At 40.6% G+C, this 20,315-nt stretch carries 19 protein-coding genes; 1 reads left to right on the forward strand and 18 read right to left on the reverse strand.

Features of this window, described 5'->3' with window-relative positions:
• Positions 1 to 44: 44 nt before the first annotated feature.
• From RZO55_RS11250 to RZO55_RS11335, 18 genes are all read right to left on the reverse strand, one after another.
• Positions 45 to 1,064 (reverse strand): flagellar motor switch protein FliM, encoded by a 1,020-nt coding sequence (locus RZO55_RS11250; protein WP_318064374.1) that lies wholly within the window; start codon positions 1,062 to 1,064, stop codon positions 45 to 47.
• A 22-nt stretch (positions 1,065 to 1,086) separates the two neighbouring features.
• The gene (locus RZO55_RS11255; RefSeq protein WP_318064375.1) at positions 1,087 to 1,875 is read right to left on the reverse strand and encodes an OmpA/MotB family protein; all 789 of its coding nucleotides are present in this window, start codon (positions 1,873 to 1,875) and stop codon (positions 1,087 to 1,089) included.
• 50 nt (positions 1,876 to 1,925) lie between these two features.
• Positions 1,926 to 2,738 (reverse strand): motility protein A, encoded by an 813-nt coding sequence (locus RZO55_RS11260; RefSeq protein WP_318064376.1) that lies wholly within the window; start codon positions 2,736 to 2,738, stop codon positions 1,926 to 1,928.
• Between the two features lie 33 nt (positions 2,739 to 2,771).
• Positions 2,772 to 2,975, reverse strand: a complete 204-nt coding sequence (locus tag RZO55_RS11265; RefSeq protein ID WP_318064377.1) for a flagellar FlbD family protein — start codon at positions 2,973 to 2,975, stop codon at positions 2,772 to 2,774.
• 63 nt (positions 2,976 to 3,038) lie between these two features.
• The gene (locus RZO55_RS11270) at positions 3,039 to 4,643 is read right to left on the reverse strand and encodes a flagellar hook-basal body complex protein (RefSeq protein ID WP_318064378.1); all 1,605 of its coding nucleotides are present in this window, start codon (positions 4,641 to 4,643) and stop codon (positions 3,039 to 3,041) included.
• An 82-nt stretch (positions 4,644 to 4,725) separates the two neighbouring features.
• Positions 4,726 to 5,094 (reverse strand): TIGR02530 family flagellar biosynthesis protein, encoded by a 369-nt coding sequence (locus RZO55_RS11275; protein WP_318064379.1) that lies wholly within the window; start codon positions 5,092 to 5,094, stop codon positions 4,726 to 4,728.
• 77 nt (positions 5,095 to 5,171) lie between these two features.
• Positions 5,172 to 5,768, reverse strand: coding sequence for a flagellar hook capping FlgD N-terminal domain-containing protein (locus RZO55_RS11280; protein WP_318064380.1), 597 nt, complete (start codon positions 5,766 to 5,768; stop codon positions 5,172 to 5,174).
• A 21-nt stretch (positions 5,769 to 5,789) separates the two neighbouring features.
• Positions 5,790 to 7,040, reverse strand: a complete 1,251-nt coding sequence (locus RZO55_RS11285; protein WP_318064381.1) for a flagellar hook-length control protein FliK — start codon at positions 7,038 to 7,040, stop codon at positions 5,790 to 5,792.
• Positions 7,041 to 7,114: 74 nt separating this feature from the next.
• A complete protein-coding gene (gene fliJ / locus RZO55_RS11290) occupies positions 7,115 to 7,564 on the reverse strand; it encodes a flagellar export protein FliJ (RefSeq protein ID WP_318064382.1) in 450 nt (149 codons plus the stop codon).
• Positions 7,565 to 7,586: 22 nt separating this feature from the next.
• Complete coding sequence (gene fliI / locus RZO55_RS11295; RefSeq protein WP_318064383.1) at positions 7,587 to 8,888, reverse strand: flagellar protein export ATPase FliI; 1,302 nt, start codon at positions 8,886 to 8,888, stop codon at positions 7,587 to 7,589.
• 14 nt (positions 8,889 to 8,902) lie between these two features.
• Complete coding sequence (locus RZO55_RS11300; protein ID WP_318064384.1) at positions 8,903 to 9,664, reverse strand: FliH/SctL family protein; 762 nt, start codon at positions 9,662 to 9,664, stop codon at positions 8,903 to 8,905.
• Entirely contained in the window at positions 9,657 to 10,661 is a 1,005-nt protein-coding gene (gene fliG / locus RZO55_RS11305; protein WP_318064385.1) for a flagellar motor switch protein FliG, read from the reverse strand. The genes RZO55_RS11300 and fliG overlap by 8 nt, the downstream gene beginning before the upstream one ends.
• Positions 10,651 to 12,243 (reverse strand): flagellar basal-body MS-ring/collar protein FliF, encoded by a 1,593-nt coding sequence (gene fliF / locus RZO55_RS11310; protein ID WP_318064386.1) that lies wholly within the window; start codon positions 12,241 to 12,243, stop codon positions 10,651 to 10,653. The genes fliG and fliF overlap by 11 nt, the downstream gene beginning before the upstream one ends.
• A gap of 26 nt (positions 12,244 to 12,269) precedes the next feature.
• On the reverse strand, positions 12,270 to 12,581 hold the full coding sequence (fliE, locus tag RZO55_RS11315) for a flagellar hook-basal body complex protein FliE (protein WP_318064387.1): 312 nt from the start codon (positions 12,579 to 12,581) through the stop codon (positions 12,270 to 12,272).
• Positions 12,582 to 12,598: 17 nt separating this feature from the next.
• Positions 12,599 to 12,979 (reverse strand): flagellar basal body rod protein FlgB, encoded by a 381-nt coding sequence (flgB, locus tag RZO55_RS11320; protein WP_318064388.1) that lies wholly within the window; start codon positions 12,977 to 12,979, stop codon positions 12,599 to 12,601.
• Positions 12,980 to 13,589: 610 nt separating this feature from the next.
• On the reverse strand, positions 13,590 to 15,218 hold the full coding sequence (locus RZO55_RS11325) for a glycosyltransferase family 4 protein (RefSeq protein ID WP_318064389.1): 1,629 nt from the start codon (positions 15,216 to 15,218) through the stop codon (positions 13,590 to 13,592).
• A gap of 153 nt (positions 15,219 to 15,371) precedes the next feature.
• Positions 15,372 to 16,694 carry a glycosyltransferase family 2 protein gene (locus tag RZO55_RS11330; RefSeq protein WP_318064390.1) on the reverse strand — a complete coding sequence of 441 codons (1,323 nt, stop codon included), beginning with the start codon at positions 16,692 to 16,694 and terminating at the stop codon, positions 15,372 to 15,374.
• 92 nt (positions 16,695 to 16,786) lie between these two features.
• Positions 16,787 to 18,025 carry a flagellin N-terminal helical domain-containing protein gene (locus RZO55_RS11335; protein WP_318064391.1) on the reverse strand — a complete coding sequence of 413 codons (1,239 nt, stop codon included), beginning with the start codon at positions 18,023 to 18,025 and terminating at the stop codon, positions 16,787 to 16,789.
• Positions 18,026 to 18,442: 417 nt separating this feature from the next.
• Here RZO55_RS11335 and RZO55_RS11340 point away from each other — a divergent pair, with 417 nt between their 5' ends.
• A complete protein-coding gene (locus RZO55_RS11340; RefSeq protein ID WP_318064392.1) occupies positions 18,443 to 20,257 on the forward strand; it encodes a glycosyltransferase in 1,815 nt (604 codons plus the stop codon).
• The last annotated feature ends 58 nt before the right edge of the window (positions 20,258 to 20,315 follow it).

Raw genomic sequence — 20,315 nt, forward strand, 5'->3', positions numbered from 1 at the left:
TACATCTCCTTTATTATCCTATAATTCTTTATGTAATCCCTGACTCAGCTTTCACTGGTCTGGTAATTTCCATTCTCAGCCATTTCATCAATTTTAACAGCCACATTCCGCTTATGAACACCCAGCTGGCCTTTGAACCATGGCTGACCTTCTACATAAAGCTTGACATCAGAATCTTTGGGCGTATTTAAATTGATTACATCTCCAACATGAAGATTGTATACATCATCAAGTGAAATTATGGTATCACCCAGCTGTGCCTGGACAAGTAAATCTGAGGATTTAATGCTCTGCATAATCTCTCTCTTATTATCCTGACTGTTTGCCTCTTCACCCAGGGCGCTGTGTTTGCGCTTATCCATAATGTCAAATATATTCGTAAGAAGGGAGCCGGGAATGCATACATTCAGTCTTCCTGAGCACTCCTTCATATCTACATCCATCACTACAATAACGATGGTCTCATCCACACCAATTTCCTGAAACATACTTGGATTCTCTTCCAGCCTGGTCAGTTCAAAGTTTAAGTTGATATAGCTGGACCAGGAATCTCTCAAAGCACCAATAATATATTGAATGACTCTGTGGTATAACGCTATCTCGATTTCAGTATATGTATAGGACCCGTCAATATTTATATCCTCCCCTATGCCTCCAAGCATACGGTCAATCAGATTGAGCATCAGTGTCATACTTGCATTAATAAGCAGCGGAGGATTTTTACTGTTATTTGGCAGCGTTACGTTGACAACTGTAAGAACGTCATTATCGCTAAGTGCATTACCGAACTCATAATACCGCTGTTCTTCCACTGTAACTACGGACAATTCGCTGGTAGTCCGAAATAAACTGCTGATCTGGGAGCCTGCTATTCTGGAATAATTGTCGAATATACTTTTTAAAATTTTCAGTCTGTCCTTTGTAAATTTCTTCGGACTGTAAAAATCATATTTCCGGTATTTTGCTTCATTTTCCTTTTTCTCTATCTCCTCAATAGGCTCATCATTTCCGCTCAGGGAATTGAGAAGCGCATCGATTTGACTTTGGGATAATACTTCAGCCATTTGTTTCACTCCCGCTTTTTATTTAATTGCCCGCATCAGTCTGATCGTTGTGATACACCTGATTGTAATATTCCTCCAGGGACTTTTCAACCGTATCATTTTTAGTTATTAAGATCTCCACACGACGGTTTTTTGCACGTCCTTCATTTGTATTAAATGGTGCAATTGGGCGGAACTGTCCAAAACTCATTCCAACCAGTTTTTCCGGTGTGACAGCATTCTTACTCTGCAGATAGATAATAACCTCTGCGGAACGCTGAGCAGACAGCATTCGGTCATTCCGGATATTATTCGGTCTTTCCGGACTGCCCTGAGAGGTATGTCCCAAAACCTGAACTTCCTTAATACTGTTATTCGCCTGCGCCATTACCGCTGCAAACTCACCCAGAATATCTTTACCTTCCTGCCTTAAGACAGAACTGTCTCCGTCAAAAAATACTTTATCACGAAATGATATAAATGTGAAGCCGTCTCCCTTGGTAATTTCGACATTATCCTGCATATTTCGATCTTCTACTATTTTTTTCAGCATCAGATACAAATCATCAAAATCTGTAGTTTCTCCACTGTCAGGCGGAGGATTTCCCTGTAAGTCACTGTTATTCTCCGAGGCATCGGCATCTAACACAATCTGATCTGATGATTGAACAGCGCTGGGATTAAAACTCTGAACCAGAATCTTCCATTTCGTCTGATCGATGGAGGACATTGAATACAGAAGAACGAAAAAGCACAGTAACAATGTAACCATGTCTCCATATGTATCCATCCAGCTTCCAAGCTCTTCCGGCTTTTTATTTTTCTTCATCATTCACCACCTGTTTCCCTATAAAAATTACTGCTGTAATATTTATTGCCTCATCAGGTTGCATCACTGCTTGTGCTGCCTCCGCCTGACCGTTTCTTTAAGATCTTATTCTGCTGTGCCTGGGAAAGATAAGATAAAAGCTTTTCCTCCAGGTATTTAGGATTATCTCCTGCCTGGATCGATAAAACCCCTTCAATAATGATCTGCTTGTACAATAGCTCTTCTTCATTTCTAAGGCGAAGTTTCTTGGCCATAGGCACGAATACCAGGTTTGATAAAACACTGCCGTAGAACGTGGTAATCAGGGCGACTGACATATCCGCTCCTATACTGCTGGATCCGTTGCCATCCATGTTCATACCTTTCAGCATGTTTACCAGTCCCACCAGGGTTCCAATCATACCGAAAGCAGGTGCCAGTGAGCTTCCTTTTTCATACACGCTGACGTCCTGATCATGACGCTCTGACATGGCTGAAACTTCACTTTCCAGCATCTCTCTTATCTTTTCCGCATCCATTGCATCTACAATCAGCATAATACTCTGTTTTAAGAATGGATCCTTAATGCCATTGGCCTGCTCTTCCAGAACCAGTAATCCCTTTTTTCTGGCTGTCTTTGCCATGTCAACCATAGTATCAATAACTTTTTCAGAATCGTATCTTTTTGGATTGAGCATGATTGCAATGTGCTTGGGAATTTGTGCCAGCGTTTTAAACGGAAAACTTGCTACCAGTGCAGCAATTGTGCCTCCTATTACAATAATTACACTGTTAATATCAATAAAATTACCCAGCTTAGCCATGCCAATTCCATTTATTATCAGAGCAAAACCAACTACCCAGCCTACAATCAACGATATGTCCATGAATAACCTCCAACCGTCCAGGCATGTCCCGGATTAATCTTTCATATTCTTCCCGCGTGCATAGATTCGGGCATTGTAATCTATCGCCCGTTCTATAATTTCCTCAACACTTTCCTTCACTACATAATGCTTCCCGCTTACCAGGATAACATTGGATTCCGGTATGGATTCCACCCGCTCAATCTGTGCGCAGTTTATAATGAATTCCTCATCATTCAGTCTTGTAAGACGAATCATATAATGCCTCTCCTTAAGTCCAGGGAGGCGGAGTCATGCCTCCCCGGATTACAATAAAACTAATTATCGTTTCATATTAACCAGTTCTTCCAGCATCTGATCGGTAACAGTGATGATTTTGGAGTTCGCCTGGAAACCTCTCTGTGTGGTAATCATATCTGTCATTTCTGTGGCAAGGTCTACCTTTGCCATCTCCAGGTAATTTCCCATGATACGGCCTTCCGTACCTCCGGCCTCATATACACTTACATTTCCAGCACTGGCACCTGGTGTGTAATAATAACCGGAATCTTTTTCAAGACCTCCTAAGTTCGGAACACTACCAAGGGCTATTTTTCCTATGACCATTTTTATGCCATCAGCAGATATACCCACAATCGTTCCATCCTGCTGGATCGTGTAACCGGAGAATTCGCCCAGTGAATCATCTGATTTGGAGTTATCCTTTTCTGAATTAGATGCTGTTTTCTGAGCTGCATCTAATGAAGCTTGCGCCTTATCAACAGCAACAGATGCTGCAGATAGCTTAGCCTTTTGTGTATCAACTGAAATTTTGGCTGCATCACGTATACTTAGGGGTGAATCATCTTCCAACTCTGAGAGTTTGTTCTGAGCATTCTGCCATGTGGCTTTCGTTGCGTCCAAATTGTTCTTGGCAGTTTCATACCCCCCTGGATTTGTAACTTTATCTGTATTCCTTAATGTCGTCAAATCGTTTAAATAGTCCGTATAATATTTGGTGAGTTCAGTTTCCGGATCTGGTGATGTATAGCTAGCCAAAGCTTTAGGAGCCTGTAGTTGAGCCTGTAATCGAATAAGCTTATAATTTGCCTCCTCGTATTCATTTGATGCCGTATAATAATCTTCCCTTTTAGTTACATTTGTAAGATCACTTTGCCATGCAGCATAAAAATCATCCATTACTTTCTTTTTATCAGTAACTATAGTTTTCTGTGTATCAATTCCTGCTGTAGTAGATATATAATCATAATCTTTCTGAGCAGCTATGTACGCATCTTTAGCCGCAACGTAAGCGGAATTCTGTGTGTTATATGCATTTTTAGCATCGTTTAAAGCCTTTAAAGCCTTCGCTACATTTTCACCATTCTGCTTACTTGCAGCACTCGCTAAATCCGCTTTCGATGGTAATTTTAACGGTGTTAATGTTGCAGTATCATATGTATCATCATCCTGATTATAGCTAAAGCCATATACATAGTTACCACTGTCATCAGTCAGATAACCATTTGGATCTACCTTAAACTTACCAACTCTTGATAAATAAAGACCACTTGATTTTACTGCATCTTCACCGCTCAAAGAAAGAGGTGAATCCAGCATAGGCCCTACTATAAAGAACCCGGTTCCATCTATCATACAATCCAGACCACTTGCGGAAGGTGCCATACTTCCTTTAGAAAAATCATATGTTATCGCACCTGTTGTAACACCATAGCCTACCTGGTTGGCATTCACCGCACCAACTCCACCAGCTTCCGTATTTCCACCTGATCCGGAGCTGGTGTTCTGGTACATGGCATCTTTAAAAGACATGCTCCCTGCCTTGTACCCCCATGTATTTACATTTGCAATATTATTACCGATAACATCCATCTTTGCCTGATGTGCCCTTAGACCTGCAACACCAGCGAACATTGATCTAACCATAATTTTTATCCTTTCTCTTTTGAAACTGCCGTCACCTGATGTCAGTCAGACATACAGGCTGCGCCTCCATAAAATGGTCCGGCTATAATAAAACGGCACTGTCAATATTGGTAAAAATATTTTCTTTCATTTCATTTCCTGACATCGTTGTTACCACTGTGTTATTGGGTACATTGACAATGAATGCCCCTCGCTCACTGATAATAACAACATCTTTCGCACCTTTTAAACGGGCTTTTTCCACAGCAGACTGTAAATCATCTAAAAATGAAGGAGTTACATCAATTCCCCGTTGATTCACCCGTTCTGTGGCATGCTTGGAAAAATGAAGTTTTTCTTCTCCGATCCGGCTGTTAAGAACATCGCTGAAGCTGCTGCATTCCGATACCGCTGCTGCACTCCGCAGTTTTAGCTGCCGGACATCTTCATACTGATTTATTTTTCCTATCATCCTCAATCACCAACCATATCATCTGTTTAAACAGCAGTTTTACCCTCTGTACTGTCAGAAGGAACTGTGTCCACAGGCTAATCCTCTGTTCCCGTAGTCGAATCTCCGCCCGCAGGCTTATCCTCTGTTCCCGTAGTCGAATCTCCGCCCGCAGGCTTATCCTCTGTTCCCGTAGTTGTATCTCCGTCCCCAGGCTTATCATCAGCCGGAGCATGTCCCTTTTCATAAACAGACATTACACCAGATACCGGATATCCTGTCGTCGTATCATCATCCAGATAAAGAGTCGGAATACCATTAAAAATATCTACACGGGTTACCGTACCATTATGTTTTTCCATATTACCATTCTTGTCTAATGATCCGATTAATACAGTCTTTCCCATCATGGAGGTGCCGTAATTGATTGTATTAACCTGGGCAAAGTCATCCATTGATGTGGAGAAATTATCCATTGCCTGCATCATGGCAATCTGAGTCATCTGAGTCATCATCTCAGAGTTATCCATTGGGTTGGACATATCCTGGTTCTCAAGCTGCGCAGCCAGAAGTTTAAAAAAACCTTCTATAGATACTTCGCTGTTTTTTTTCGTTTCCACATTGGAATCCGTACCAGTCGCAGCCGAGTTATATAACAGATTTCCAGCTCCGCCTATTGCATCCGTACTAGCCATTATTTATCTCCTTATCGTAAATCACTCATTCATATCATCAGAATCCAGATCTGAAATACCGAGTCTCAGTTTCTGGATAAAATCATCCCCTACATCATCGGATTGATTTTGCCGGTGCTCCTGCTGCTCTCTTCCGTTTCCCTGATGTTCCTGTCCGCTATTTAAGTAATCCGCCTGATGCTTGTCTACGATTACATGAACCGGACGCTCCAGGTTGTTCTCCAGAATGTTGCCTAATTCTCCGGCTGACTGGGACAATAGTTTTAAGGTTTTGCTCTCTGTACAGACGACGGATACACTCATCTGATCTTTCTCATAAGCAACTTTAATGAGGATCTTTCCCAGGTTATGAGGCTCCAGCTGAACTTCCAGACTTTTTTTGTCCGTCTTAATCTGTGACATGATTTGTTCCGAGAGTTTTGCATTCAGTTCTTCCAGATTCTGAACCGGTAAGGTAACATCAGCAGACTGGGTTTTATGAGTACTCATTTCAGACATATGTCCTGGCTCAATAAGCTTATCCTGAAGCATACCAGGGAATTTTTCCTGTGCGGCATCTTCGTCTGTCAGATTGTCTTTCTCATCTGTTTTTAAACGGTATCCAGGTCCATCTGCATGTATTCCTTTTTTTGCTGTCAATACTCCTGGTCCTTTCTCAGAAAGTAACTTCTCTGATCCAGGTCCTTTCTGTTCGCTCATTTTCATAAGAGCTTCTCCAGGTCCCTTCACTTCCTTCTTTTCTTCATCTTTTGGAAGTGCAAGAGGGTTGCCTTGAACCTCCAGCCCTAATTGGGAATCAGGTACAGTCTTTTTGGGCATCTGACTATTTAATATATTGAAGTCTAACTTTTCCTGAATCAGAGTACTATCATCTTTCGGGTTCCAGTTCTTAAGGCGAAACTCCTTAAGCAGCTGAAAAGAATCCATTGCTTTTGTATCTGCAGCATCTTCCTTTGACTTCAATACATCTGGCATCTGACCGTTTAACGATTTCAGGCCCTGGATCATTGCATCTTTTTCCTGTTGATCCTTAGATTCTGCTGCATCAGACTTTTGATCCCGTGGCGCCTGGGGTACCCCTGCACTCGATGCTGCAGTTTCCAGCTCCTTGTTTAAATCCTTTTTGTCTTTGTTTCCAGTGTCTTTCTTTAAATCTTTTTCTCTCATCATCTTCTTGAATCCGGATCTGTCACTTGTTGATGATTCTTCCGTCTTCTGGGATTTTGGCATCTGTCTGATTATAAGATCTACACTGTTTGTTTTCATCTCCATTGTTTTCCCCCCTTTCTCTGTTCTGCCTTAAGGCATTGATTTTATGGTAACTGCCGTGTATGAATCCGGCAGGACTACCTGCTGCTGCGAACTGACATGGTATTGGAAACAAATTCCTCAATAAACAGCTCTTCACTTTTTAGCATATCCTTGTTGTATTGGTCCATCTTCTTCTCTTTTAATTTATCAATGGACGCCTTTTCTTTTTTGGCCTCAATCACTTCTGTGCGCTTTTGTTCCTCTTTTTTCTTCATCTTTAAGAGGACACCCTGTTCCGTAATAATTCTTTGCTGAATGAAAGTGATATAGCGCTCATATTCTCTCATGATATTAACAGTCACTCCACACAGTGTATCTTCTCTGTACCTTACAGCCGCAAGCCGGCTCTTAACCATCAGCTCTTCAATCCGCTGTTCCTGCTGTGCTATCCCAGCAAGAATCTGTGCATGCTCTGTTTTGAGATTTTCCAGTACCTGATCCTTATAATTTAAAACAGTATCAAGAGGAAAATTGAATTTTTTCATCTTCAGCCTTCTTTCACAAAGTTTACTTTAAAATTAGTCTCATTTTCTCAAGCGTTTCTTCATAGCTGTCATTCTCATTGATCCCCTGACACAAAAACTGATTGATCTTTTCTATCTTGGCAATGGCAACATCCAATTTGGGATTGGTCCCCGATTTGTAGGCGCCAATTGATATTAAATCTTCATTCTTTTCATACAAACTTAAAATATCTCTGATTTCAGAAGCCATCTTCCTGTGTTCATCCGATACAATGTTAGTCATAAGTCGGGATATACTGGCACTTACATCGATTGCCGGAAAATGGTTGGCGTTGGCCAGTTTTCTGCTCAGTACAATATGACCGTCTACAATACCCCGCACTGTATCGGCAATGGGTTCATTGGTATCATCTCCCTCTACCAGAACGGTATAAATTCCAGTAATGGAGCCTTCTTTAAAATTACCGCTTCTTTCCAGTAGTTTTGGAAATTCCGCATAGATAGAAGGAGTATAACCTCTGGCTACAGGCGGCTCTCCAATGGCTAGGCCGATCTCTCTTTGTGCCATGGCGAAACGGGTCAGGGAGTCCATCATAAGGAGTACATCTTTTCCCTGATTTTTAAAGTACTCTGCAATCGTGGTGGCAACAAGCGGACATTTCATACGAAGCATGGCAGGCTGATCCGATGTGGCAACAATTAAAACCGAGCGTTTCATTCCTTCCGGACCTAAGTCCTTTTCAATAAACTCTCTTACCTCCCGGCCACGCTCTCCCACCAGTGCAACAACATTAATATCGGCTTTTACATTCCTGGCTATCATTCCAAGCAATGTACTTTTTCCGACACCGCTGCCTGCAAAGATACCGATACGCTGCCCCTTGCCGATGGTATTCATGCCATCAATTGCCTTAACGCCGAATTCCAATGTATCTGTAATAGGCGGCCGGGACATTGGATTAATGTAGGGATTTTCCACATAATAATATCTGGGATTTTCAAAAGGTCCCATCCCATCCATGGGCTCTCCCTTTGCATCAATAATCCGTCCCCTTAAAAAATCCCCTACTGGTATCTTCAAACGTCTTCTTGTATTTCTTACAAAGCTTCCCGCAGCAATTCCGCTCATGTTCTCATAGGCCATAAGCTGAATCTTATCATCTTTGAATCCAACCACTTCCACTGGAATCTGTTCTTTTCTGTCCTCATTGTAAATATAGGCAATATCTCCAATGCTGGCCTTTCCACCGGAGGCTTCCATAGACATACCAACAATATTCTCAATCTTGCCGATATGGTCTATGGTCTCTGTTTTCCTGATTAAGTCCGATAAATCTTTGAACATACGGATTCCTCCTGCTACAGTCTTGCGTTATTAAGGATTCCCTTAATATTTTCGATCTGGGTATTTACGCTGACATCAATAATCTCTTCTGGAAGCTCTATAATACATGTACCCTCTTCGGAATGTTCCATAGCAACGATCTTGATATTGCCTGATATATGGGAAAGTTCATTTAACAGTCCCACATCTCCCTGGATCATCATTCCTGCGTCCTTTTGAGATACATAAATCTTCACCCACTGCGTTTTTTTCAGTTTACCTGCTGCAGCCACTATCATACGTTTAATGATCTCACCGCTTGATTTTAAGCTGGTCTGTATCACCTTTTCCGCTATGGTTAAAGTTACCCGTTTTAAATCATCAATGTATGTCTCAATAATCCTGTTTTTCTCTTCTGTAACACTTTCTATGGTTGACCGGATGGATTCACGGAATTCATTCATACGTAAATCCAGTTCTTCCTTATGCTCTTCGTACGCAGCTGTGCGTCCTTCCTGCAATCCGGCCTCATAGCCCTGCTGATAACCGTTTTCTCTGGCATCTGCCAGTATCTTTTCGGCTTCTTCCCTTGCCTGTTTCACAATGTCCTCTGCCCGGTTATACGCCTCTTCGTATATCTCTTCGATCCGAATATTGTTATCTTCATGCTCCGGATGCAGCTGTTCTTCCTCCGGTCCGGCTGTTTCCTGTTTCACCACTACATCTTCAAATTTCTGCTGAAATCCATATTCCAGAACCAGATCTGCAGCCTGGGGACCTTTGATAATATTAGGCAATGATATCATCCTTTCCGCCCTTGCTGATTATCAGCTCGCCTTCTTCTTCCAGACGCCTGATAATACTAACAATTCTCTGCTGTGCCTCTTCGACATCTTTCAGACGGACATTAATTGTAACTTCCATGTCGGACTGAATACTTTCCTTCATACGGGTTGACATATTGGAGAAAATAACATCTGTAATCTGTTTATTTGCATTCTTAAGCGCATAAACCATATCTTTCATATCGCATTCGCGGATAAAACGCTGAATGGATCTGTCGTCCATCGTAATAATGTCTTCGAAAACGAACATCTTCTTGCGGATGGTATCTGCCAGTTCTGCGTCTTTTCTTCCCAACTCGTCGAAGATAAGTTTTTCGTTTCCTCTGTCCATATGGTTCATTACGTTTGCTATGTAATCGATACCGCCAACTGTTGTGTAATCAGTTGTAAGAATACCGGAGAACTTCTTCTTAATCTCATTCTCTACTATCTTAATAGCTTCCGGAGAAGCACTTTCCATTCTTGCAATGGATTCCACCACCTTAAGCCGCTTCTCAGGAGGAAGCTCCGATATCAGCTGCGCTGTCATCTCCTCATTGGTATAGGATAATACCAGTGCAATGGTCTGTGCTCTCTCATGCTGGAGAATTGAGAAAAGATTCTTGGAATCACTCTTTCGGATAAAGCCAAAGGATCTGGATTTAAGGGACTGGGTGACTTTCTGGAGCAGGCTGTTGGCAGTACTTTCCCCAAATGCCTTTTCCAGAACAGTTCTTGCATATTCCAGTCCGCCGTCTGTTACCACCTTCTGAGTTAAACAGGTTTTATAAAACTCATCCAATACGGCCTGTGTGGTTTCTGACTCAACATGTCCGAGCTTTGCAACTTCGACGGTTAATTTCTCTATCTCATCTTCACTCAGATACTTATATATTTTGGAAGCCTTATCCACGCCGAGTGAAACAATAACTGTTGCCGCTTTCTGTTCCGGCGTTAGATTAGTCGTCATTATTGTTTCCTCCATTTAACCAGGTCTTTAATAGCTGTGCTGAAATTTCAGGATTCTGCTCTGCAAATTCACGAACGTTGTCTCGCAGTTCTGCAACTTTGTCTTCTTCCGGAACAAGAATCTCCATTTCCTGGTCTTCATTCCCAGGCATAGGGAGAATGCCCGGTACATCTTCCTGACTGTCTTCCAGCCCTTCTGCAAGCGCTTTTTTCTTTCTTCTGCGCCGTACAGCAAGAATGATAATAAGCAGCAGGAGGAGTATTCCAGCCAGTGCTCCAATCAGAATCCACTGATTAATCAGTATGCCGTTTGTATTTGCTTCTGCAGGTTCCTCAAGTTCTTTGGGAACATCAATGGTATAGAACGGTGCCGCTACAGCAGTAATTTTTTCCGCCCTGTCAGCCTGGGCAATTCCCGCAGCATTTCCTGCAAGATTGCGTATATCCTCTATATTCAGCGAACCAAAATCGTTTCCATTCACCACAACGGATACGGTAAGATTCTCAATACTTCCGGGATTTATCTGCCCTTGTTCTTTGATCTGATTTAATAAATACTTTCTATTTAAGCTGCTTGAGGCATATGCATTATCCGCATTTTGTCCACCGGCATTATACTGGGGAATGTCAGCATTGGCTTCTGAGCCGGCAACTCCATATGCTGCCTGCCCATCTCCTGAAAATTCCTTGGTAATGGATTCTTCAGAAGTAAGACCTGTTTTATCCTTCTCGTCGATCTTTTCCGGTGTATTGTAGACAATACTTTCCCGGATCAGTTTATCCATGTTAACGGTACCTTTTACAGATACCCGGACATTGCCATTGCCATAGACCGGTCCCAGTACGTTCATTACTTTTGCTGAAATCTGATCTTCAATCAGCTTTTCTATCTCATCTGCCGCTTTACCGGAATCGGAATCACTATCTCCGGCTTTGGTTGATACTTCACGTCCGTTGCCGTCAAAAACAGATACATTGTCAATAACCATTCCCGGAATACTTCTTGATATTAAAAGCTGAATGGAATTGGCCTGTTCTTCCGTCGGAGCTCCGCCGTCTTTCATAACGACAACAGCCTGGGCACTTGCTTCCTTCGCGCTGTCTTCAGACAATGCATATTTAGAAGTATCTCCCAGGGCTATTGTAACATATGCTTCTTTTACTCCATCAAAAATCTGAATCGTAGATCCAATTCTTGTCTCCAGGTCGTACAGCCTAAATGTCTGTCGATCGGAATCTGTAGTCATAAGATTGACATTGTTTTTAAAAACATCGTATGTAAAACCGCTCTTGGGATATCCTTCTGACACCAGTTTCGCTCTCGTGGTGTCCATATTCTCAGTCGGAACTTTTATATCACCGTCGTCAAACTGGTAATCAATCCCGTCCTCCTGCAGTTTTCCAATAATCTGTTTTGCTTCTTCACTACTCACCCCGGTAAACATAACTTCATACGGCTTCTGCCGCATGGACAGTGCTGCAAACACTGCACCGCTTATTACCACCACGCCAATTACTGCCGCAATAATAATCTTCTTCGTCTTATCACTCAGTCTACCCAATAAATCCTTAATTTTTTCCATCCCGTACGTCCGCCCTGCTATCTGTTTTAAATACTAATACGAATAATTTCCGTATAAGCTTCCAATGCCTTATTCCTAAGCGCCGTTAAAAGTTCTACGGATAACTGGGCTTTTGCCGCTGCAGCAGGCACTGTATGTGCGTCATCTATCTGTCCGGTTGACAAAAGGTACTGCTGTCTGCTTAAGTCTGATTCCGTTGTTTTTACATTCTCAACTGCTTCTTTAAAAATATCCTGAAATGCAGGACCCGCATTCTGTCCGGATCCTACCTTTTTTGCTGTTCCTATATCCGCAATGGAGTCCAATGTGCGAATGGGTGTTATGAACATCTGTTCCATCTTATATGCCTCCTGTTTTAACCTTTAATTATCGTACGAAGTCTGCTGATATCACTGTTTAATGAATTCAGTTCATATTGATACTGCAGAGTAGTCCTTGCCAGTTCCACGTTCTCTACATCCATGTTGACATTATTACCATCAAGCCTTGCAGATTCCTCATTGGTATTTCGCACATAATATCTGGAGCCATTAATTGCCTTACCGACATCTGCAGAAGTTCCCCTCTTCGCTGCCCAAAGCCTGCTGCGAAATTCATCTTCGAAAGTCACATATCTGGCTTTATAGCCGGGGGTCTCGCCATTGGCGATATTATTAAGTGTCGTCTGCTGCTTTGCCCACAAATAATCCAGAGATTTTTCCGCCATGGAAATGCTGTTCCCAAAAATTGCATTCATCGGATTTGTTCCTCACTTTCATTTCTTCCGGCAATCTGCCATTATGACGTATTCAGACTGTTACAAAATGGAAAAAATAGTTAAATTTTAACAGTCAAATGCAAAATCATTCATTTTTTGTAATTTTCTTACTCCATTTTACATTTTATTACAAATATTGTCAAGAAAGTTATAAGGATTCGACACGGTTTTTCGTAAGGAAAATTTATGAAATTGTGAAAAACCCCGTGTTTACGGGGTTTTCTGGGATTTGGAAAGCTAAATTTTATCATGATTTTTATGGGAGGTGGGTAAGTATGGGTTAATTTATTGGCAGATTTTGCTCATTTTAAACGTTTTTCAGTTACTCTTTCCAATTATATTATTCTATTATATTGACATTTGTAACATTTTTATTAATTTTTACGATAATTTTACGCGTATAACAATATCCGCACTTTGTAATTAGAAGCCTTTACGTATAAATCTTCCTGTGTATACGGTGGAAATGTTAACACAAAAATAATCAGCCGGAAAGTGACCAGCTGATAGAATTGTCGCCTCTATATAGAAATATCTTGGCAGATTATCAAAATTAAACCTCTAGGGAGCCGCTAAATGTTTTATAATATCAGGAAATATCTATACTTGACGAAGTGCCAGCTTCTTTATAATGATGAGATACAATATGATATAAAATATTTTCCAATTGATCAATAGAATTATTAATCGAAAAACTTAATGAATCCTTTCTCCCTTCCTTAGCTAATTTATTTCTAATTTCCGGATATCTAATCAGATATTCGATAGCAGTATATAAATCAAAAAAATTTCCTTGTTCAGCTAACAGAATATTTTCACCTGGTTTTGCATAAACACGAATCCCCCCATTATCAGTTGATGCAACAGCAGTGCCTGATGCGAACGCTTCCATAGGTGGCATTGAAAAAGATTCATAAACAGAACCACTAATTAAAATATCACTTTCACGATAAAGTTCGGTCAAGGCAATTTGAGATGTATTTACTAATATTTCAACTGGATAAGGAGCATTTATTGTAAATTCAACCTGTGAAGCCCAAGTAACTTGGAACCTATATCCACTGTTCCATAATTGTCTTAGAACTTCTACTATCATAAAAAATCCTTTGAATAATAGACCTGGTTGCCCTACAAGAAGAATTTTCAAAAATCCATCATGTTGCTTTTCACAGTTTTCATTGAGGGGTTTGTAGAATTCTGTATCGATCCCTGTATACAATAATGGCGAAAACCTGCCATAACGTGCTTTTAAAACACTAGAAACGATAGGTGAGACAGAAGCTATTGCAATTGGCAAACGATATATGTTACGGATTTCATTTAATGAAGGACTATTATGTGATTGTACGGTTCCCCAATCACCAAATAAATTTTCAGAGCCTTGTTCCCAATAAAGAATAGGTACTTCAAAGTTCACCATCCGATTCAATTGTGTATAAAAGCCAACTACAATAGCGTCAATCTTATGCTTTTTCAAAGAAACAGAAATTTCTTCATCTGTAGATACACATATTTGTCCAGTTATATTTTCTTGACTTAATTCACTCCATGAAGGAATTGCATCTCCACCACCTAAATACATCAAATAAACATTATGTCCTCTTTCAAATAAAAATTTAGCGTGAGTTAAAAGATATTTTAATCCACCGGTAAGCTTAAGGTGCGGTAGAACATATACTATATTTAATTTTCTATTTAAAAAAGTATCTTCTGTATATGAAATCTTGTCAAAAGATAAAGGTGATTTGAAATCATTCTGCGTATAAAAATTATATATTTGCCATTTTTTTTCATTTACTTCATCATAATATTCTTGATATGTAAAATCAAATTCGTGAAAACGGGTTGGATATAAGTAACGTATACCACTTGTTAAATCTGCAGGTTCACCGTTATCGCATATATAAACAGGGGAAACAACCATAACTGACTGTTTGGCGTAGTTTATTAAATTTTTTAATATTTCATTTATATTTTGATTTTTACTAAGTATTTCACCTCTGATTAATATAACATGCCATCCATACGTTAGCTTTGTACTATCATTATGTGAAAATGAAATTGTATCGATTTTGACAGAACGCCCCAAATTATTTGACAAGAAAATGAATAATTCATCATTCTTTTTCCCCGATTCATTAATATACAAGATACGTTTAGCCTTTTGTTGTTTCAAAAGTCTAAAAATATCGTTACTACAAATATAAGGAGTTAACATTATAATCACCTTCCTGATAATAAAATGTATTGTAAATTACACGATAACTAATGTAGTTTATATATAGCTAGATAATAGTGGCTTTTAAGAACGTTATATACCACCGACAGAAGCAAAGCTGACCTTAATCGTCAGTAATGCATATGTTAAGATTTAATTATTATTCTCCAAAGCATTTAGTTCTTCTGCCGAAAACAAACCATATATCTTGTTCTCCAATGCAGGAAAATCCGCCATCTTAGATGCTTTCAATAAAAACAATTTATTTTTCAAAGAAACAGGTTGATAGAGCTTTTGCAAAAATTCAAAAGTTATATCCCCGGTTAGAGCCTCTCCTTTTTCCAATTTAAAAAGATGCAGTATGTCCTGAATAATTGGCATTAAGTATAGATTAAGTCTAAGTGCCAGCACTCCATACCTCATCATTTCAGAAATCATTCCAAACTCTTTGTAAGCACAAAAAAGCATTTGATAAACTTCCAATAAACCACCCGCTATATCCAAAAAGCTGCTGCCATTATATTGATCTAGTATTTTTAATGCTTTTTCAAAATATACAACTGCATTCTTTTTATTATCTCGTTTATAATACCAATATCCAAACCAGTATTCCAAATCAGGAGATTCACACCCAGAGGCTTTACCAGCATGATATATATCAAATAGTTCCTTTTCCGTACCTGTATCGCATAAAAACTTCAATTTTAAATAATTACAAAATGCTGCTTCCATTCTTGCCTTAGAAAGAACTCTATCCGCATTTTTAATTACATGTAAATAAGACTGTTCCGCCTCCATATATGATTCCAAGGCTAACAAGGCATCCCCTAAATATGACCATGCATTATAATTATCCGGGCACTCCTCCACCTCATGTTGAAGTATTCGTATATTACGTTCGCGTTTACCGGTTTCTTGATAAATCTGTCTCGTATAACCAGTGTGACAAATTTTTAGATCTTTAGAGGCATCTACAATAACTAACTCATTACCATCTGATATATATAACGTTTCATGTATTCGATTATGATAACGTAAAACAGAAGTATTACGAAAAATCCGTTCCTGATTACCAGTTGAAATAGCCTGTCCCTGGTCATCTAAATTAATTAACAAGCTTCTTACTGCATGAGGTTTCACCGTTTCATAATGCCCATTTTCTATTTGTAGCAGAATAGGAATTATCTTTGCAGCACTTTCAGATGTATAATATTCGTCCGCATCTAAAAATACGATCCAATCCCCTTTTGTCTTGTCTATCGCAAAATTCTTGGCAGCCGAAAAATCATCAATCCATGGAAACTGGAAAACAGTTGCCCCCAATTCCCTGGCAATCTCAACAGTGTGGTCATCAGACCCTGTATCAACAACAATTTGTTCAAAGACAGTTCCTTTCCCCCACTCCAGAGCTCTTCTTATGTTTTTTTCCTCGTTTTTAACTATCATGCATTGAGATAACCGCACATTACGAATCATAAAAGATAAACCTCTTTTCATTTATATAGAATATCCCCCAAAAGGAACTAAGCCTTTCGAGGGATATAAATCAAGATAATTAAACAATTATATTATTTTAATAACTGTAAAACTCCCTGAGGAAGCTGATTTGCCTGAGCAAGCATAGCCTGAGAAGACTGAACCAGAATGTTGTTCTTAGTATAGTTCATCATCTCTTTTGCCATATCAACGTCACGGATGCGGCTCTCTGCTGCAGACATATTTTCAGAGGTTACACCTAAGTTATTGATAGTATGCTCAAGACGATTCTGTAAAGCACCTAAATCACCACGAGTAGATGAAACAGTATTGATTGCATCTTTAATTGTCTTAATAGCATTCTTTGCACCGCTTTGAGTGCTCACATCTATAGAATCGAGACCAAGTGCCTTAGAGCTCATGGAACCAACGCTAACAGTCAGATTATTGAAATCATCACCAGTATCTCCAATTTGCAATGCCAATCCAGTTCCAGTTCCACCTCCTACAGGTGTTCCCACACCGGAAATCGTACCTGCTAAGCCAGTAGCAAGAGCTGCTGCATTCCCGCCGTTACCGACAATATCAATTTTACCAAGTCCTACACTGGTCAGATCAATGGTAGCTGTTTCACCTGCTGCCAAAGTATCTGTTCCTCCTAAAGCTGCTCCTGTATTTGTACCATTTGTACGTTTAGTTACCTCTGCAAGATCAATAACTGTTGTCTTAGCAGAACCATCGTCAGTATTGGTAACTGTAACTGAAATCTTTCCGCCTGTAGCATCGGCAATTGATACGTCCTGATTAGGTGCAATAGAAGCACCAGATGCTTCTAAAACAGTTGCTGCAGCACCAAGGGCATCTCCGGTAGTTACCATAGCTGTACCTGGTACACCAGTTGACTTACCAAGGCTACCATCTAACAGATTAATTCCGTTGAAGTTAGTTCCTTCAGAAATACGGTCGATTTCGCTTTTTAAGGAATTAACCTCTTTTGTAAGATTCTCACGGTCAACGTTATCCTGATAAGTTCCGTTTGCAGACTGGGTAGCAAGCTCAGTCATACGGTTTAACATTGAGTGAACTTCTGTTAAAGCACCTTCTGCTGTCTGAACTAAAGAGATACCATCGTTTGCATTCTTCTGTGCTGTCTCAAGACCTGTGATCTGTGCTCTCATCTTCTCAGAAATAGCAAGACCAGCTGCGTCATCACCTGCGCGGTTGATTCTGTAACCAGAAGATAATTTCTCAAGGTTCTTAGCTACGGATGTGTTGTTACTTCCTAACTGTCTGTAAGAGTTTAAAGCTGCGATATTGTGCTGAATTCTCATGTGTTTTTCCTCCTTGAATATGTATCAGGGAAATCCTTTTCCCTGGATGATAGGACGCTTACTGGTTTCCAGATAAGCGTTAAAGATATTTGAAACCTCTGCGGGGTACCAGCCGCGTGGCGGGTTTCGTAAAAATCTGACACTTGTGTCTGCAAGAAGCCTGTCCAATGAACTGCCGCTACAAAATCAGGAAAAACCCTCTTTGCAGAAGAAGCTCACCAACATCTTCCTTTCACATACTTTATCGAGTCGATAGCTTAAAAAGTTAAGTCATTTTTTGTAAATTTTTAAATATTTTTTGTTTCATTCAAAGAATCCGGACATCAGCCATATAATAAAGTGACACCGCATACCAGGCAGCACCATCAGTCCGTTTTTCCTGCATGATGCCGCCTATAATTTAAGAAGGAACCCATTATGACGCACAAATTTTTAGCCTTAGATAGGATATCTGCCGATGACCCCTTAAATTCATGGAAGCGGGTGATTCAGAACCAGAAATTCCTGCTGCATATAGCCACAACACTGCTCCCCACACTGCCCAGTCAGGAGACTCGCCTCCTGACAAGCCAGTTTCAGATTATTAAGTCCCTGCTGGCTGATTTAGAACCCGCATTAAACGACCCGGCATTGCAAAAAATCCCGATCTCCTTTCAGGCCATGTATCACAACATAAGCTGGACAATCGACAAACTCACAACACTAGTCCTAATCAACAACAGGGAAAAGGCTGCAGCGCTGACTGAATATCAGCTGATTCCATTTCTTCAGGAATGGCTGGAAGACACCTACTTCTGGATGATCATCTATCCGGATAAAGCAAAAATGAATGAATACTATAATACCGAATTTGCTGAGAACCACCAAAACACGTACAGCGACAGAGGAGAAAAATACCTGATTTCCATCATGATACCCGTTTACAACAAACTGGAATATACCAAAAAATGTCTGGACAGTCTTTTCCGGAATACAGACTTAACCAAATACCCATGTGAACTAATCCTGTTAAACGACGGTTCCACCGATGGAACAGAGGAATACTTTGAAAGCCTTGGAATCACAAAAGTTATAACACTAAAAGAGAATGTTAAAGCAATGATCTTTACTCTGTTATACCGCGTATGCGAAGGCAGATATGCTGCATTTGTTAACAACGACACCATTCTTACAGAAAGGTGGCTGGATAATCTGTTCACCTGCCTGCAGCATTACCCTAATGCTGTCATGGCGGTTCCCAGCACTCCAAATACCAGCAACCGCCAGGGGATGATCGCTGATTTTAAACCGGAAAATGCAGAGGCGACAGCCAAAAGCCATAATCAGACCTGTCCATACCTTTGGGAGGAAAAATGCAGACTCATGCCTGTGATCGCATTGTATGATGTGGAGAAAGTGAATACCATTGGATTTGCAGACCGGTATTTTCATACCATGGAATTCTGGGATGATGATTTCAGCCTGCGGGCAAGAAGGGCGGGATTTCAGCAGATTCTCTGCAAGGACACGTGGTGCTACCATTTTGGCAGTGTTACCGGAAAAGAGGACCAGGTCCACCATCATTCTATTTTTAACGGGCGGGCTCTGTTTCAGTTTAAATACAATCTCGATCCATGGGGAAATAACTTCTGTTATGACCCTTACCAGCTGACTCATATAGAACCTACCATTGCACAGCAGCCGGAGAATATATCCATGCTCGCCATTGATCCCGGCTATGGTGCAGATGTGCTGCAGCTAAAAACCCAGTTCAGGAGAATGAAAAAAGAGAGCTCCTTTACCTTCCTTATCAATGACGCTGCTCTTGCAGATGATCTGCGTCCATTTCACAGCCCTGTTTATGTGTCTCCTTCCATTTTTGAAACACATAAACAGATTCCGGAAGGCAGATACAACTATATCAGCCTGGGCAGAGATTTATCCCTTTATCCTAATTACAAGGAGCTTCTTGGCACATGCTCGGAGCATTTAGAAACTGGCGGAATCATGTATTTCTATATGGCAAATCCCTACGCCTTCCATCTGAAACAGGAGATGGCGGAAGAAAGGCTGCTAAATGGAAAACCTTCCCTGTTACTCATTAATCTTCAGGAGCTGATGTCACTGCTTAACAGCCTCAGTTTAAAGCCCCAGCTGAGAGCCATACTGGACGCTACACCGCCAAAAGAACAAAAAGGCGGTTATACGGAACATCTGGACCGCTATTTCCTAATCTGTGAAAAACAGGGGTAACCGCCCCCTCTATTCAACTAAAAAAGCCGTTAAGGAGCCAGACCGGTTCACTGGTCCA

Origin of the sequence: Clostridium boliviensis, assembly GCF_033342255.1 — a bacterium.
Taxonomy (GTDB): domain Bacteria; phylum Bacillota; class Clostridia; order Lachnospirales; family Lachnospiraceae; genus Lacrimispora; species Lacrimispora boliviensis.